The organism is Pseudomonas sp. B6001 (assembly GCF_013386015.1).
Lineage (GTDB): Bacteria > Pseudomonadota > Gammaproteobacteria > Pseudomonadales > Pseudomonadaceae > Aquipseudomonas.
This window is the reverse complement of the sequence record NZ_JACAOX010000002.1, coordinates 600,514-615,810: the sequence shown is the minus strand read 5'-3', so window position 1 is coordinate 615,810 and position 15,297 is coordinate 600,514. Positions and strand designations below refer to the sequence as shown.

Below are 15,297 nucleotides of genomic sequence, written 5' to 3'. Positions count from 1 at the left end.
GATGACGGCAAATGCGCCGCAAAGCTCAGGCTTGCTGTACGAAGGTGAGGCGTATCGCAAAACCGATCAAAAGACTGCCAAACAGCCATTGCTGAAGGCGCTGGGCGGACGGGCTGCGTTCCAGCCAGCGGCCGATTCTTGCGCCGGCCAATCCATAGCAACTGTCGAATCCCAGGCCGACCGCCACCAGAATCGCCCCCAACAGCGCAAACTGCGCCGTCACCGATGTGCCATGTGGATCAATGAATTGCGGCAGCAGCACGGAGCAGAACAGCAGCGCCTTGGGGTTGAGCAGGTTGGTCAGCAACCCCCGCTGGAAGGCTTCGCGCCAGGCATGCGCCGGTGCCGTGCTGTGCTCGGCGTTCAGGTTGGGCAGCAGGTTTGAGCGCAGGCACTGCACGCCGATCCACAGCAGATACGCCGCACCGCCCAGGCGCACCACATCGAAGGTCCAGGGTGCGACCTTGAACAGGGTCGCCAGGCCCATCCCCGCCAGCGCCACGTGGCAGGCTCGCGCCAGGCCCAAGCCGCCTGCGGTTGCCAGTGCCATCGCCTTGCCCTGGCGGGCGCCGGTTTGCAGCAGCAGGATCATGTCCGGGCCGGGCAGCAGGTACACCACTGCCAACGCGACTAAAAACAACCAGAGTTCTGCCATGTGCCTGCCCCTTGCGGTAGGTGATTCGTAGGGCAATTTTAGGGGCGAAGGCCGGGGCAGGTGCTTGCGTAGTCAGATGGAAAAGCGTCTAGTCTTGGCACAATCTGCCACTTTTTTCGGGCGAAACATTTCACTTATGCCAAATCTGAAGCTGGACGCATTTGACCGCAAGATTCTTGAAGCCCTGCAACGGGATGGCCGGCTGAGCAACGTGCAACTGGCGGACGAGATTGGCCTGTCGGCCTCGCCCTGCTTGCGGCGTGTGCGGCTGCTGGAAGAGGCCGGGGTGATTCGTGGTTATCAGGCAAGCCTGGACCGGGATGAAGTCGGGTTGGGGCTGACGGTGTTTGTCGGGGTGAAAGTGGAGCGGCATAACGACGAACAGGCGGAGGCGTTTCGGTTGGCGGTGACGGCGCTGCCCCAGGTGATTTCGGCGTTTCTGGTGTCGGGGGAGTCGGATTTCCTGCTGCAAGTGGTGGTGCCGGACTTGCGCGGGTATGAACGGTTCCTGACCGGGAGCTTGTTGAAGTTGCCGGGGGTGAGTGATATCCGCAGCAACTTCGCGATTCAGACGGTGAAGACGCCCGGGGCATTGCCGCTGAGTCACCTTCCCGGCTAGATCGTTCCCACGCAGAGCGTGGGAACGATCAGATAAGAATGCTGGTTGTGGCGAGGGAGCTTGCTCCCGCTGGGCTGCGTAGCGGCCCCAAAATCCTGGGAGCGCTGCGCACTCTAGCGGGAGCAAGCTCCCTCGCCACTGGGGTTGTGTGGATTTGGGGAGGAAGGTGGTCGTCAGGTCCACCAGTAGCGCACGAGATGAAAGAAGATCGGCGCGGCAAAACACACTGAATCCAGCCGATCCAGCATCCCGCCGTGGCCCTCGATCATGTGCCCCCAATCCTTCACGCCCCGGTCGCGCTTGATCGCCGACATCACAATCCCGCCCGCAAACCCCAGCAGGTTGATCAGCAGCGCTATCAGGAACGACTGCCAGGGATTGAACGGCGTGGTCCACCACAGCGCCGCGCCAATCAGCGACGACAGCAGAATCCCGCCGACAAACCCTTCCACGGTTTTAGACGGCGACAAGTTGGGCGCGATCTTGTGTTTGCCGAACAGCTTGCCGCACACGTACTGCAACACGTCCGACAGTTGCACCACGATCACCAGGTAGGCAATCAGCAGCAGGTTGCGGCCTTCGTAGCCGACGATATCCAGGGTCAGCAGCGCCGGCACGAAGGACACACAGAACACCGCGATCATCAGCCCCCATTGCACCTTCGATGCCCGTTCCAGGAAGTGCGTACTGTCGCCGCCCAGTGACGCGAGGATCGGCAACAGCAGGAACACGTACACCGGGATGAAGATCGAGAACAGCCCGTACCAGTCGAAGTAGATCAGCAGGTATTGCAGTGGCAGCGCCAGGTAGAAGGCCGCCACCAGCGCCGGGTAATCGCTTCGCCGGGTCGGCGTGAGTGTGAGGAATTCCCGCAGGGCATAGAACGACACGGCGTAAAACAGCAGGATCACCGCGCCGGTGCCGAGCCAGAACGCCACGCCGATCACCACCACCATCACCCACCACGCATTGATGCGGGCGTTGAGGTTGTCGATCACCGCGTTGGGTGTGCCACGGGTGCGCAGTTTGAGGATCAGGCCGATCAGCGAGGCGAGCACGAGGATCGCGCCGATCCCGCCGAACAACATCAGGGTTTGGCTATCCATCTCAGGAATGCTCCGGGGCAAGGGCGAGCAAGGCGTCGCGGGTGCGGGCGAGGAACAGCGCCTTGTCTTCGCCGTCCTCCAGTTGCAGCGGTGCGCCGAAGCTGGTGGTGCACAGTAAGGGCAGCGGCAGCACACGGCCCTTGGGCATGACCCGGTTGAGGTTGGCGATCCACACCGGGATCAATTCGGCTTGTGGATAACTCTTGGCCAGGTGATACAGCCCGCTTTTGAACGGCAACAGGCCGTCTTCCAGGTTGCGCGTGCCCTCGGGAAAGATGATCAGCGAGTCGCCGTTTTCCAGGGCCTGAAGCATCGGCGCCAGAGGGTTATCCACAGGGTCCTTGCGCTCGCGGTCGATCAGCACGCCGTTGAACACCCGGTTGATGATGTAGCGGCGCAGGGCGCTGGTGTTCCAGTAGTCGCTGCCGGCCACCGGGCGGGTGAATTTACGCAGGTTCTGCGGCAACGAGGCCCACAGCAGCACGAAATCGCCGTGGCTGCTGTGGTTGGCGTAGTAGATGCGTTGCACCGGCACCGGCGCGCAGCCAAGCCACAGGCTGCGGGCGCCGGTGACGGTGCGGGCCATGGAGGTAATCAGGGTGGCGACCACGGGTTCGAACATGGGGATTCCTTATCCGGCGAAGGGCAGCCAGGGGCTGGCCAGGATGACGGCCACGGTCAGCAGCACTTGCGCCGCCAGCAGGTAGGCTTGCTTGCGCAACAGTTTCAGGGCGCCGCGACGGCGCTCGGTCCAGGGGCGGCCTGCGCGTTTGGCGGATTGCAGGCCAAGGGTTTGCATGGCCTGGTCGAAGTCGGGCGTGCGGTCGGTGTCGCGGGCGAGCAGGGCGAACAGGTCGGCGTCGAAGGCCACCCGCAACGCCCAATATTTTTCCAGCAGCCCGAGCACAATCATCCACAGGCTGAGGATCAGGCAGACCGGCGTGATGCTGGCCATCAGCAGTTGAGCGAGGCCGAACAGTACGCCGAGCAGGGTCAGGCCTGTGGATAACTGATCCAGGGAACGGCCCCGCCGCAGCAGGCTGGCGACGACCTGTAATTCCATATCAGCGGGCATGGGCTAAACCCTCCAGGGCTTCACGGTGCGCGGAATGCAGGACCACACGTGGGCGTGCTGTACGAATAATAGCCACCGCCTCGTCGACATTGCCTGCGCGCCCGGTATGTAGCAGCCATGCAGCCACGGCGGTGGCGCTGCGTGAGTAACCGAGGGCGCAGCACACCAGCAAGGGTCCGGCTGAGCGTAGCCGCTCTATCGCTTGGGCGGCTTCCACGCATTGCGCTGCAGTGGGCGCCGTCAGGTCGAGCACTGGCAGGCTGTAGTAGGCGCGACCCTGTGGATTAATCGGCAATTCGGCGCACAGATCGACCACCGCCTTGAATGATCCCAGCTCACCGCTGGTGGGAATTCGCCCCAGCCAAACGTTATCCACAACCTGATCGGGCTGTGGATGTCTACGTGTCCACAGGCGGGAATTGATCCAGGCGGCCACCAGATAAGGCGCCAACAACCAGCGCGCCGCCGGAGTGAGTCGTCCGTCGGCGCGTTTCTGAAATCCTGCAACGCCCAGTACCAGGTAATTCGCCTTCATCAAGCCAAGGGATACCGCCGGCCAAAGCAGCCACAACCAGCCGCCGCCAAGGGAAAACGCCAGGATCAAACACACCAGCGACCCGAAGCCATAGCGCAGCCCCAGCCGCCAACGCTGGCGGTCCCTGGTAAGCTGGGCATTCAGCAGCGGGCTCGGATGTTCCAGCGGCCACAGCCACACGCACAGCCAGCCGGCGAGGGCGCCTGTGGGTAAGTCAATAAAGTGATGTTGATAAGTGGTCAGCACCGAAAGGCCGATCAACGCGAACCAGCCATGCACCAGCCAGCGCCACAGGCCCTGGCTATGCCGCTGATACATTATCCATAGCACCACCAGCAGCGCGATGTGCAATGACGGCGCCTGGTTGAACGGCTTGTCGAACCCGGCGAGTACCGCAAACAGCCAGCCAAACACGCCGTCCAGCGCCGGCCTTTCAAAGGTGAAGCGCAAGGGCCAGATCAGGAAGCAGGTGACGGCAATCACTTGGGCCGTCAGCAGGCGCAAGGCATGTTGTTTCAGTTCATGGCGGGTGCTTGGCAGTAGCAGGGAGAAACCGTAGAGCAGGTCGATCGACCAGTAGGGCACGATGGTCCAGGCCCAGAACGGGATATGGGTTTCCCAGCCGAACACCATCGTGCCCACGTCGCTGCGCTGGCTGGTGACCCACGTGGCAAAGCCGTAGGTGCTGAAAAACAGCGGCGCCAACAGCAGCAGCCACAGCACCGCCGGTTTTAACAGGCCCGGTTCACGCATGGGTCAGACTCGCTGTGCCAGGGACACGCTGAAAATCCCCCACTCATCCACACGCTGGGTGATCTTGCGGAAACCGGCGGCTGCCACCAGTTGATCCATTTCCGCCTGGCTGCGTCGGCGCATTACCCAGGCCTGGCCCTGGCGGTGGCTGGTGAGGGCGCGGGCGATAAGTTCCAGTTGCGGGTGCCACGGTTGGCCGGTGTACACCAGATAACCACCGGGCTCCACGGCTTCGGCCAAGCCCGCGAGCGAGCCACCGACCATCGCGTTATCCGCGAACAGTTCATATAGCCCGGACACCACCGCCAGCGTCGGCTTGGGTTCCAGCGCCGCAAGGTCCGCCCGGTCAAACGCATCGCCTTTGACGAACTGGGCGATATCTCCCAGCCCTTTTTCACGAATCAGCGCGCCACCGTCGCGCACGTTGATGTCGCTGTAGTCCCGCAGCAGGATCGATTCCGGCAACGGCGAAACGCCCTGCAAGGCTTCCAGTATGTACCGACCATGCCCGGCGGCGATGTCGACGATGCGCACTTACCGCTGCTTGGCCATCGCCAGGCGCAGCAGCTCTTCCACGTTCAACTTGCGCTGACGAATACCGCGCCAGCCGATGGAGTTCAGGTAGTTGGTGTCGATCATCCGCCCCAGCCCGCCTTTGCCGGTGGGTTTGTTGCGGTATACGTAGTCCAGGGTGCTGCCGGAGTCGAAGCCGGTGTCGAAACCGAGCTTCACGCCATCCGACAGTTTGCTGCCCAGGCCCATGCTGGCGCGGGTCATGCGCCAGTACAGGTCGCGCAGGGAGTTGCGTGGCAACGGCGCGGCGAGGGACTCGGATTCGGCGCAGGTCAGGCCGATCTTGTCGGCGTCCAGCAAGTTGGCGCGGTCCAGCGGGTGTTCGAAGTTCTGCAGGATAAAGCGCCGGGCGCTGCTCAAGGCCACGGCACGATCACGTTCACCGAGGGTGTCGTGGAAGAAGCCGGGGAGGATGTGCAGCTCTTTCTTCAAGCTGCCGAGGCGGTCGAAAAACTGCTGCTGGGGTTTGCGGTGCACCACAAAGTCCGAGCCGGAGATCAGCAGTTGGGTCGGTACCTGAATTGCCTGGGCATCGGCTACAACCCGGTCGGCCGCTTCGTACAGGCCCAGCAGCACATTCACGGAAATGGCTTTGGTGATCAGCGGATCACTGTCGTAGGACGCCACGCGCTCCGGGTCATGGCTCAGGAACTTGGCCTTGACGTAGCTGTTGACGAAAAAGTTGCCGCGAAACTTGCGCATCAACGCCAGGCCCGGCCGGGCGAAGGGCACGTAGAGCTTGACCTTGAATGCGGGGGAGGCGAGTACCAGCGAGCGAATCTTCGGCGCGTAGTCGTGCACCCAAGTGGCCGCGATCACCGCGCCGACGCTTTGGGCGATCACCGCGAGGTTTTCTTCCTCAATGTTGTAGGTGGCGCCGATATGGTCAACGAAGGTCTGCACATCCCGCGCGCTGGTGGCGAAGCTCGGGCTGTCGCCGCGCGCGCCGGGGGATTGGCCGTGGCCACGGGCGTCCCAGGCGAAGAAGTCGAACTCCGGCAGGTTCAGCTCGTCCACCAGGTGGGCGATACGACCGGAATGCTCGTGGCCGCGATGGAACAGCAAGATCGCCTTGCGCGGCGCAAAGCCCGCGGGTGCGGTGGCGGGCCAATGACGGTAGAAAAGCTCCACCCCGTCATGGGTGCTGAAGGTGTGCTCTTGCTGTTCACGCATCGCAAAATCCTTATGCAGAAGGGGAGGTGTTCGTTTCTTCTTTCAAGCCTTGGCGCACACGGTTGACCAGGGTGTAGGCCAGCAACGCCGCGACCAGCCACATCACCGCATCGACCCAACCGGCACCCAGCCAACCCAGCGCCACGCCGGTGGCCAGCACCCCGAGCACAAACGCCCGATCGCTCTTGCCCATCGGGCCGTCGTAGCGCCGCGAGGCCCCGACCATCGGCCCGAGCACGCCGGCGTATTCGCTGAACACCGCCAGCAGCGTCACCAGCAACACCGGCGCCAGGCTGACCTCGGGGATCAGCGCAAACGGCAGGATCAGTGCGCTGTCGGCGATCACGTCGCACAGTTCATTGAGGTAGGCGCCGAGTCGCGACTGCTGGCCGAATTCCCGGGCGAGCATGCCGTCGATGGCATTGAGGGCCATGCGCAGGATCATCCACAGCGGGATCAGCGCAAACAGCCACACATGTTGTGCGAAGCCGGCAATCAGCAATCCCACCAGCAGAGAAACCACCCCGGCCAGCACGGTGATCTGGTTGGCGGTGGTGCCGTTGTCGTAGAGGCGCTGCACCAGCGGGCGCAGCAGGTTCTGAAAACGCGGTTTAAGCTGATAGATCGAAATCATGGGGAGTGACGCTTCCTTGTCCGTAAGCCCGCGAAAAACTCTGGGGAGTGTGCCGATTTATCACCGCTGAAACCAGTGATGGCTCGTGTTTCTGGGGCTTTCGTCACTATCTGTGTGAAACCAAACAAAAATTTCACGCTTCGGGTTATAGAGTAACTAATTGTTTCTGGGTGGGCGTTTGGGGATGCGAGTGGATCTAGACGCTGATGACGTGGCCATCGAAGGGCTGCCGCGTTTTCAGCAGGGGTTGTTTCATGCCCGCCGGTTAAGGCAGGCCGGCATTGGCCTGACGGTGCTGGCGGTCGGCGGCTGGATGCTGGCGCTGTTTGTGGCGCTGTTCGCCCCGCTGTCGATCTGGCCGGTGGTGCTGATCAACTGCGCCTCGGCGTTGCTGGTGCTGGTGGCTGGCTTGCAATCGGCGTGGTGGGTCGCGGATTGGCGGGCCATGGCGCTGGAGGAGCCGGCTGCACGGCTGATCGAACCGCCGCTGCCACAAGAAGAACCTGGCTGGCTAAACCGGCAGTTCGGTCGCGTCGGTAACGGCTTGCTGGTGCAAATTGGCGCACCGGTGTTCTGGCTGTGCGGCTGGTCGTTGCTGGCATTCTTCAGCGTTCTGGAATTCTGGAGCTTGACCTTGCCCGCCGCGGCGCTGGGCCAGGCTGCCAGTGTGGGCGCCGCCATTGCCTTGGCACTGGCATTCGGCTTGCTGGTGTTTGAACGGCGCATGGCCCAGGAAAGCACCGCCCAATGGCCGGAAGCCGCGCAACTCGCGCAACTGAGCCGGGTGGCGATTATTTGCCTGGTGATCAGTGCGATTTGTCTGCTGTTTGCCGGTGAAGAATCCGTGTGGCCATTGCGCCTGGCCGTGTTGATCGGCCTGTTGCCGGCCCTGGTGGCGCTGGAGTTTCTGCTAAGAGGCCTGCTGTCGTTGTTCAGCCCGCGCCAGGAGCGGCTTGAACCGCGCCTGATGGCGCAAAGTTTTATCGCCGGGATGCTGCGCTGGCCGCCGCAACCGTTGCTCGCCTTGCAGCACGAACTGCACAACCGTTTCGGCATCGACCTGCGGCAGATCTGGGCCTTCACCTATATGCGCCGGGCATTCCTGCCAGTGCTGGTGGTGGTGCTGGCCGTAGGCTGGTTGCTGACCGGCGTGCATGAAGTCGCCCTGCAAAGCCGTGGGATCTATGAACGCTTTGGCAAGCCGGTGGAGGTCTTCGGGCCTGGCCTGCATGCCGGTTTGCCGTGGCCGCTGGGTCGCGTACTGAACGTGGAAAACGGCGTGGTCCATGAGCTGGCCACCAGCGTTGGCGAAGCGGCAAACACCGACGTCGCTCCGGCCGAGGGCCCGGCGCCGCTGATCGCCAACCGCCTGTGGGACGCCAGCCATGTGAATGACAAATCCCAGGTGATCGCCAGCAGCAGCGGCGACAAGCAGAGCTTCCAGATCGTCAATATGGACGTGCGCTTTGTGTACCGCATCGGCTTGACCGACCAGGCCGCACTCGCCGCCACCTATAACAGCGCCGATGTGCCCACGCTGATCCGCAGCACCGCCAGCCGCATCCTGGTGCACGAGTTTGCCTCGCGAACCCTTGATGAATTGCTGGGTGAGGAACGCAACAGCCTCGCCGATGAAATTGGCCAGGCGGTGCAAGCGGACCTGAAGAAACTCGACAGCGGCGTGGAAATTCTCGCCACCGTGGTGGAAGCCATTCACCCGCCCTCCGGTGCGGCGAATGCCTACCACGCGGTGCAAGCTGCGCAGATCGGCGCCCAGGCGCTGATTTCCCGGGAGCGCGGCGCTGCCAGTGAGCAGACCAACCAGGCGTTGCTGCAAGCCAGTACCGCCCGCGACCAGGCCCAGGCCACGGCCCATGAAGTCAGCGCCGGCGCCCAGGCAGCAGACCTGCGTTTCAGCGCCGAACAAAAGGCCTATCAACAAGCCGGCCAGGCGTTCGTGCTGGAGCAGTACCTGAGCCAACTGAGCCAGGGCCTGGCTCACGCCAAGTTACTCATTCTTGATCATCGCCTGGGCGCCAGTGGCGCACCGACCATCGATCTGCGTTCCTTTACCTTACCGGCCGACCCTGCGGTGCCGCGTAAAGCCGTTCAATAAGGAGTTCATCTGTTGAGCGCTCATTCTCACGATCACGCAGGCCATGGTCACCACCACGGCCACCATCATCACCATCATGGCGATGAACACGAAGCCGGCCCGTTCCCCTGGCGGCGTATGGGCTGGGCGGTATTGCTCGTGCTGTTCGCGGTCGCCGCGGCGAGCCTGGTGCAGGTGCGTTCCGGTGAAGCCACGGTGATTACTCGCTTCGGCAACCCGTCGCGGGTATTGCTGGAGCCGGGCCTGGGCTGGCGCTGGCCGGCGCCGTTCGAGGCGGCGATTCCGGTGGACCTGCGCCTGCGCACCACCTCCAGCGGTTTGCAGGATGTGGGCACCCGCGATGGCCTGCGGATCATCGTGCAAGCCTACGTGGCCTGGCAGGTGCAGGGCGACCCCGACAACGTGCAGCGCTTTATGCGTGCGGTGCAGAACCAGCCGGATGAAGCGGCGCGGCAGATTCGCACCTTTGTCGGCTCGGCGCTGGAAACCACCGCCGCCAGTTTCGACCTGGCCAACCTGGTGAACACCGATGCCAGCCAGGTGCGCATTGCCGATTTTGAAGCGCAGTTGCGCCAGCAGATTGATCAACAATTGCTCACCACCTATGGCGTGCGTGTGGTGCAGGTGGGTGTCGAACGGCTGACCTTGCCCTCGGTGACCCTCGCCGCCACCGTCGACCGCATGCGCGCCGAGCGCGAGACCATCGCCACGGAACGAACCGCCGTGGGCAAGCGTGAAGCGGCGCAGATCCGTTCGGCCGCCGAGCGTGATGCGCGGATCGTCCAGGCCGACGCCACGGTGAAAGCCGCCGACATCGAAGCGCAATCCCGGGTCGAAGCCGCGCAGATTTATGGCCGTGCCTACGCCGGCAATCCGCAGCTGTATAACCTGCTGCGTTCCCTCGACACCCTTGGCACAGTGGTCACGCCGGGCACCAAGATCATCCTGCGAACCGATGCCGCGCCTTTCCGCGCGCTGGTGGATGGGCCGAAGGATGTCCAGCCATGAGTGAGCGGGAAAGCCTCGACAGCCCGTGGATCCAGGCTGGACGGCTGACGTTCCTGGCGCTGTATGCGGTGACGGTATTGGCCGCGCTGGCGTGGGCGTTTTCCAACGTGCGCCAGATCGACCCGCAGAACCGCGCCGTGGTGTTGCACTTCGGTGCGCTGGACCGGATCCAGAATGCCGGGCTGCTGCTGGCCTGGCCGCGTCCGTTCGAGCAAGTGGTGCTGTTGCCCGCCGCGGACCGGGTGATCGAGCGCCGGGTGGAAAACCTGCTGCGTTCCGATGCGGCCACCCAAGCCGATCGCGTGGCCAGTTTTGCCACACCGCTGAGCGATGCCCTGGCCGGCTCCGGTTACCTGCTGACCGGCGATGCCGGCGTGGTGCAACTGGATGTGCGGGTCTTCTACAAGGTCACCGAGCCCTACGCGTTTGTGTTGCAGGGCGATCACGTGCTACCCGCGCTGGATCGACTGGTCACTCGCAGCGCCGTGGTGCTGACTGCGGCGCGGGATCTGGATACGATTCTGGTGGCGCGCCCCGAGTTGATCGGCGCCGACAACCAGGCCGCCGAACGCCGCGAACGGCTGCGTGGCGACCTGGTGCGCGGCATCAATCAACGCCTGGCTGACCTGGCGTCCACCGGCCTTGGCCTGGGCATCGAAGTCACCCGGGTCGACGTGCAATCGAGCTTGCCGGGCCCGGCGGTCAATGCCTTCAACGCAGTGCTGACCGCCAGCCAGCAAGCCGACAAGGCGGTGGCCAATGCGCGCACCGACGCCGAAAAACTTACCCAGACCGCCAACCAGGACGCCGACCGCGCCGTGCAAGTGGCTCACGCCCAGGCCAGCGAACGGCTGTCCAACGCCCAGGCGCAAACCGCTACCGTCGCCAGCCTGGCCCAGGTCCAAGACCCAGGCCTGTTGCTGCGCCTCTACCGCGAACGCCTGCCGAAGATTCTCGGGCAGGCCGGCTCCGTGACCACGGTTGACCCTAAAGACGATTCCCGCCTGATCATTCAGGGAGCCGAACAATGACCGCCCACGCAGCCCCGATGCTCTCATCGGCCGAACAACGCAGCGCCGCCCGGCAACTGACCCTGGCGATGCTCGCCCTGGGCCTGCTCAGCCTGGGCCTGGTATGGCGCTGGCTGGCGCCGGACCAGACCGGCGTGAGCCAACTGCTGTTGGGCGTCGCCTCATTGCTGGTGGCCGTGCCCGTGATGCGCTCGGCCTGGTACAGCCTGCGGTATCCAAGTTTGCATGGCATCACCGACCAACTCATTGCGCTGGCGATGCTCGGCGCCTGGGCTACCGGTGACCTGCTGACCGCCGCGCTGCTGCCGATCATCATGATCTTCGGCCATGTGCTGGAAGAGCGCAGCGTCATCGGCTCCCAGGAAGCGATTCATGCCCTGGGCAAGCTGACCCGTAGCCACGCACGGTTGGTGCAGGCGGACGGGACGATCCTGGAAGTGGACAACGGCATCCTGAAGACCGGCGATATCGTCGAAGTGCGCGCCGGTGACCGCGTGCCCGCCGACGGCGTGGTGCTTTCGGGCCAGGCCAGCCTGGACACCGCGCCAATTACCGGTGAATCGGTGCCGCTGGAAGCGAGTATCGGCGTGCAGGTGTTTGGTGGCGCGATCAACCTCGACGGTTTGCTGCGCCTGGAAGTGACCCGCACCGGCAATGAGTCGACGCTGGGTAAAGTCATCGCCCTGATGCAGAGCGCCGAACGTTCCAAGCCGCCGATCACCCGATTGCTGGAGCGCTACGCCGGCAGCTACATGGTGCTGGTGTTGTTGCTGGCGGCGGTCACCTGGTTTGTCACCAATGACGCCCAGGCGATGCTCGCGGTGCTGGTGGCGGCGTGCCCGTGTGCTTTGGTGTTGTCGGCGCCGGCCACGGCAATTGCGGGCATTGCGGTGGCGGCGCGTCACGGCATTCTGATTCGCAGCTCGGCGTTTCTCGAAGAGCTGGCGGACCTGACGTCCCTGGTGGTCGACAAGACCGGCACCCTGACGTTTGGCACCCTGCGTTTGCAGTCCATCGACACCCGCGAGCCGGATCGGCAAGCACTGCTCAATCTGGCGGCCAGCCTCGGCTCGGCCAGCAGCCACCCGGTCAGCCGGGCGTTGGCGGGGCTGGCGACTCAGGAACACATGCTGGTGTTGTCGGATATTCGCGAGCGGCAGGGCCTCGGTGTGGTCGCCCAGACCGGGCAGGGCGAAGCCGCCCTCGGCCGGCCGGAATTGTTTGAGCAACTGGGCATCACGACCACGGCGGTCCCCAATCACGACGGCCCGATTGCCGGGCTTGCGTTGAACGGGCAGTTCCTTGCCTGGCTGTTGCTGGCGGACAGCGTGAAACCTGAAGCGCGCCAGGCGATGAAAGAGCTGCGTGAATTGGGCCTGGGGCGCCAACTGCTGCTGACCGGCGACCGCCAGAGCGTGGCCGACAGCCTGGCGTTGGAAGTGGGCATCAGCGACGTCGAAGCCCAGGCGTTGCCGGAGGACAAACTCAATCGCGTGCTGGGGGAAATCGGCAGCGGTTTCCGGCCGATGGTGGTGGGCGACGGGATCAACGATTCCCTGGCGCTCAAGGCGGGTGTGGTCGGTGTGGCGATGGGCGCGGGCGGGGCGGATATCGCGCTGGCATCGGCGGACGTGGTGCTGATCGGCAGCGACCTGCGGCGCCTGGGCACGTGCGTACGCTTGAGCCGCCAGTGCCGGCACACGCTGCAGGTCAACGTGATCATCGGCCTGGGCTGGACGCTGGCCATCGTGGTGTTCGCCGCATTTGGCTGGCTGGGCGCGGCGGGAGCGATGATTGCGGCGGTGCTGCACAACCTCAGTACGCTGCTGGTGCTGGGCAATGCGGGGCGTTTGTTGCGGTTCCAGGAGCCGCTATTGAAACTCGAGGAATAAATTTTTCAGTCGCGCTGTAACGCCATGGGGGGACCTCACTCTAGTGCTATGTCGAGACTGAACAATCCGTTCAGACCGGCTCCACTACCGATCATGAGGAATACACAATGAACATCAAATCCGCTGCTGCTGGTGCCGCCCTCGCTATCGCCGCTGCTGGCATGTTTGCCGGTGTTGCCACTCAGGTACAGGCAGCAGACGCCCAGGTCCATTGCTATGGCGTCAACGCCTGCAAAGGCCAGAACGACTGCAAAACCAAAGACCACGCCTGCAAAGGCATGGGTTCTTGCAAAGGCCAGGGCTTCCTGTCGATGAGCAAGGCGATGTGCGACCAGAAAGGCGGCAAAGTCGGCGAATAACCGACAACCGAGTGCAACCGCAGCGGGCACCCCCTCCGCTGCGGACACTTTCCCCAGGAGTGTTTTTATGTCCGCTTCCCTTCCGAGTCTGGGTTACGGCCTGGGTTTACGCAGCGAGTACTACCAGCAGATCCTTGAACAATCGCCGGCCGTGGATTGGTTCGAAGTGATCTCCGAGAATTATCTGGTGCAGGGCGGCAAGGCTTTGTACTACCTGGATGCGATAGCCGAGCGTTATCCCCTGGTGATGCATGGCGTGTCCCTGTCTATCGGCGGGCCCCATGCCCTCGATACCGATTACCTGAAACAACTCAAGCAGCTCTCCGAGCGCATCCGGCCGGCGTGGATTTCCGATCACCTGTGCTGGAGCCGTGGCAACGCGCACCAGTTGCATGACTTGCTGCCGCTGCCCTACACCGAAGAAAGCCTGTACCACGTCGCCGCTCGCGTACGGCAGGTGCAGGATGTGTTGCAGCGTCCTTTCGTGCTGGAAAACGTCTCCAGCTACGTGCGCTCCAAGGCGGATGAGTTTACCGAATGGGAATTTCTCAACGCCCTGACCCATCTCACCGGCTGCCAGTTGCTGCTGGACGTGAATAACGTCTACGTCAGCTCGCGCAATCACGGGTTCGACGCCTGGGAATTTATCCGCAACCTGCCGCCCGAAAGCATCCGCCAACTGCACCTGGCCGGGCATATGGATTACGGCGACTACGTGATCGACACCCATGACCATCCGGTATGCGATCCGGTGTGGGCGCTGTATCAGCGGACCCTGGAGCACCTCGGGCCAGTCTCGACCTTGCTCGAACGCGATGACCATTTCCCGCCTTTCCAGGAGCTGCTCGACGAGTTGAACAAGGCCCGCGAACTGGGCGCGAGCGCGCTGGACAGGAGAGCGTTATGCGCCTGATCGATTGGCAATTGGCCTTTGAGCGGCATTTGCTGGCCGAGTCTTTCACTGCCAGCAACAGCTTCAGCGCCACCTTGATCGGCGGTCCGACCCTGGATGTCGAGACGGGCCTGGCGATTTACCACAACGCCTATCACGCCCGATTGCAGGAGGTGCTGCGCGATGACTTCAGCGCCGTCTGGTATTGGCTGGGGGACGAGGAGTTTGCAGCGTTGGGTTCGGCCTATATCTGCCGTTATCCCTCGGCCCATTACAGCCTGCGCTGGTTTGGCGAGCGGTTCCCCGGGTTTATCGTTGAGCATTATGGCGAGCAAGGTTTGGCGCCTGCCGAGCTGGCGCGGCTCGAGTGGGCATTCACCCTGGCCTTTGATGCACCGCAGGGCGAGCCGTTGACCCTGCAAGACATGGCAACGCTGCCGCCCGAAGACTGGCCAGGGCTGCAGGTGCAGTTGGTGCCCTCGGTGCAGCAGGTGCTGTGTGATTTCAACAGCCTGGGCATCTGGCGTGCGAGCAAGGGCGAGTGGGACTTTCCCGGCAGCGAAGCCCTGCCGTTGGCGCAGGTGTGCCTGGTCTGGCGCCATCAGAATGTCTGCCAATACCGCAGCGTTGAACCGGCGCAAGCCAGCGCGCTGACAGGCATGGTCGCCAACGGTTGGAGTTTTTCCGAACTGTGTGCCGAGTTGGCAGTCACTTACCAGGAGGGCGCGCCATTGCAAGCGGTTACCTGGCTGAAACAGTGGGTCCAGGAGGGTTTGCTCCAGCGGCGGGCACCATAGAAAGGCGCTATTGTTTCGATAGCCTGCTAATTTTTCCGTGGATGGTCTACCCTCATTTCAGACGTCTGAAACAAGGGGG

14 protein-coding genes and 1 pseudogene are annotated in these 15,297 nt (G+C 63.3%); 8 read left to right on the top strand and 7 right to left on the bottom strand.

The annotated features are described in order from the left end of the window. Window positions 1–25 precede the first annotated feature (25 nt). Window positions 26–655 carry a LysE family translocator gene (locus tag HX821_RS05190; protein ID WP_177035373.1) on the bottom strand — a complete coding sequence of 210 codons (630 nt, stop codon included), beginning with the start codon at window positions 653–655 and terminating at the stop codon, window positions 26–28. A gap of 145 nt (window positions 656–800) precedes the next feature. On the opposite strand from HX821_RS05190, the gene HX821_RS05185 reads away from it, so the two are divergent. Beyond that, window positions 801–1,274, top strand: a complete 474-nt coding sequence (locus HX821_RS05185) for an Lrp/AsnC family transcriptional regulator (protein ID WP_032899927.1) — start codon at window positions 801–803, stop codon at window positions 1,272–1,274. Between the two features lie 173 nt (window positions 1,275–1,447). Here the strand turns inward: HX821_RS05185 and HX821_RS05180 are convergent, their stop codons facing one another. From HX821_RS05180 to HX821_RS05155, 6 genes and pseudogenes are all read right to left on the bottom strand, one after another. Beyond that, window positions 1,448–2,380, bottom strand: a complete 933-nt coding sequence (locus HX821_RS05180; protein ID WP_063033761.1) for a phosphatidate cytidylyltransferase — start codon at window positions 2,378–2,380, stop codon at window positions 1,448–1,450. A gap of 1 nt (window position 2,381) precedes the next feature. After that, entirely contained in the window at window positions 2,382–3,002 is a 621-nt protein-coding gene (locus HX821_RS05175) for a 1-acyl-sn-glycerol-3-phosphate acyltransferase (RefSeq protein ID WP_003213522.1), read from the bottom strand. Window positions 3,003–3,011: 9 nt separating this feature from the next. Continuing rightward, window positions 3,012–3,455 carry a hypothetical protein gene (locus tag HX821_RS05170; protein ID WP_003213520.1) on the bottom strand — a complete coding sequence of 148 codons (444 nt, stop codon included), beginning with the start codon at window positions 3,453–3,455 and terminating at the stop codon, window positions 3,012–3,014. Beyond that, window positions 3,445–4,743 (bottom strand): phosphatase PAP2/dual specificity phosphatase family protein, encoded by a 1,299-nt coding sequence (locus HX821_RS05165; RefSeq protein ID WP_177022410.1) that lies wholly within the window; start codon window positions 4,741–4,743, stop codon window positions 3,445–3,447. Before HX821_RS05165 ends, HX821_RS05170 begins: the two co-directional genes overlap by 11 nt. Window positions 4,744–4,746: 3 nt before the next feature. Then, window positions 4,747–6,489: pseudogene (locus tag HX821_RS05160) on the bottom strand (bifunctional alpha/beta hydrolase/class I SAM-dependent methyltransferase). 10 nt (window positions 6,490–6,499) lie between these two features. Then, window positions 6,500–7,123 carry a CDP-alcohol phosphatidyltransferase family protein gene (locus tag HX821_RS05155; RefSeq protein ID WP_102370198.1) on the bottom strand — a complete coding sequence of 208 codons (624 nt, stop codon included), beginning with the start codon at window positions 7,121–7,123 and terminating at the stop codon, window positions 6,500–6,502. Window positions 7,124–7,307: 184 nt separating this feature from the next. On the opposite strand from HX821_RS05155, the gene hflK (HX821_RS05150) reads away from it, so the two are divergent. From hflK (HX821_RS05150) to HX821_RS05120, 7 genes are all read left to right on the top strand, one after another. Continuing rightward, window positions 7,308–9,239 (top strand): protease modulator HflK, encoded by a 1,932-nt coding sequence (hflK, locus tag HX821_RS05150; RefSeq protein WP_177022408.1) that lies wholly within the window; start codon window positions 7,308–7,310, stop codon window positions 9,237–9,239. Window positions 9,240–9,248: 9 nt separating this feature from the next. Beyond that, on the top strand, window positions 9,249–10,247 hold the full coding sequence (hflC, locus tag HX821_RS05145; RefSeq protein ID WP_161635746.1) for a protease modulator HflC: 999 nt from the start codon (window positions 9,249–9,251) through the stop codon (window positions 10,245–10,247). Beyond that, window positions 10,244–11,278: a protease modulator HflK gene (gene hflK, locus HX821_RS05140; RefSeq protein ID WP_003213508.1), complete on the top strand. Its 1,035-nt coding sequence runs from the start codon at window positions 10,244–10,246 to the stop codon at window positions 11,276–11,278. Before hflC ends, hflK (HX821_RS05140) begins: the two co-directional genes overlap by 4 nt. After that, window positions 11,275–13,170, top strand: coding sequence for a cation-translocating P-type ATPase (locus HX821_RS05135; RefSeq protein ID WP_003213505.1), 1,896 nt, complete (start codon window positions 11,275–11,277; stop codon window positions 13,168–13,170). The genes hflK (HX821_RS05140) and HX821_RS05135 overlap by 4 nt, the downstream gene beginning before the upstream one ends. Window positions 13,171–13,277: 107 nt before the next feature. Then, window positions 13,278–13,529: a hypothetical protein gene (locus HX821_RS05130; protein WP_003213503.1), complete on the top strand. Its 252-nt coding sequence runs from the start codon at window positions 13,278–13,280 to the stop codon at window positions 13,527–13,529. A 67-nt stretch (window positions 13,530–13,596) separates the two neighbouring features. After that, entirely contained in the window at window positions 13,597–14,442 is an 846-nt protein-coding gene (locus HX821_RS05125; protein WP_003213501.1) for a DUF692 domain-containing protein, read from the top strand. Further along, the gene (locus HX821_RS05120; protein WP_177035372.1) at window positions 14,433–15,218 is read left to right on the top strand and encodes a DNA-binding domain-containing protein; all 786 of its coding nucleotides are present in this window, start codon (window positions 14,433–14,435) and stop codon (window positions 15,216–15,218) included. The genes HX821_RS05125 and HX821_RS05120 overlap by 10 nt, the downstream gene beginning before the upstream one ends. The last annotated feature ends 79 nt before the right edge of the window (window positions 15,219–15,297 follow it).

Bases quoted from the DNA above. Each gene is read 5' to 3' on its own strand.
- HX821_RS05165 (WP_177022410.1), bottom strand. From the start codon at position 4,743: ATGCGTGAACCGGGCCTGTTAAAACCGGCGGTGCTGTGGCTGCTGCTG.
- HX821_RS05125 (WP_003213501.1), top strand. From the start codon at position 13,597: ATGTCCGCTTCCCTTCCGAGTCTGGGTTACGGCCTGGGTTTACGCAGC.
- HX821_RS05120 (WP_177035372.1), top strand. From the start codon at position 14,433: ATGCGCCTGATCGATTGGCAATTGGCCTTTGAGCGGCATTTGCTGGCC.
- HX821_RS05130 (WP_003213503.1), top strand. From the start codon at position 13,278: ATGAACATCAAATCCGCTGCTGCTGGTGCCGCCCTCGCTATCGCCGCT.
- HX821_RS05175 (WP_003213522.1), bottom strand. From the start codon at position 3,002: ATGTTCGAACCCGTGGTCGCCACCCTGATTACCTCCATGGCCCGCACC.
- hflK (WP_003213508.1), top strand. From the start codon at position 10,244: ATGAGTGAGCGGGAAAGCCTCGACAGCCCGTGGATCCAGGCTGGACGG.
- hflK (WP_177022408.1), top strand. From the start codon at position 7,308: ATGCGAGTGGATCTAGACGCTGATGACGTGGCCATCGAAGGGCTGCCG.
- HX821_RS05180 (WP_063033761.1), bottom strand. From the start codon at position 2,380: ATGGATAGCCAAACCCTGATGTTGTTCGGCGGGATCGGCGCGATCCTC.
- HX821_RS05170 (WP_003213520.1), bottom strand. From the start codon at position 3,455: ATGCCCGCTGATATGGAATTACAGGTCGTCGCCAGCCTGCTGCGGCGG.
- HX821_RS05135 (WP_003213505.1), top strand. From the start codon at position 11,275: ATGACCGCCCACGCAGCCCCGATGCTCTCATCGGCCGAACAACGCAGC.
- HX821_RS05190 (WP_177035373.1), bottom strand. From the start codon at position 655: ATGGCAGAACTCTGGTTGTTTTTAGTCGCGTTGGCAGTGGTGTACCTG.
- HX821_RS05155 (WP_102370198.1), bottom strand. From the start codon at position 7,123: ATGATTTCGATCTATCAGCTTAAACCGCGTTTTCAGAACCTGCTGCGC.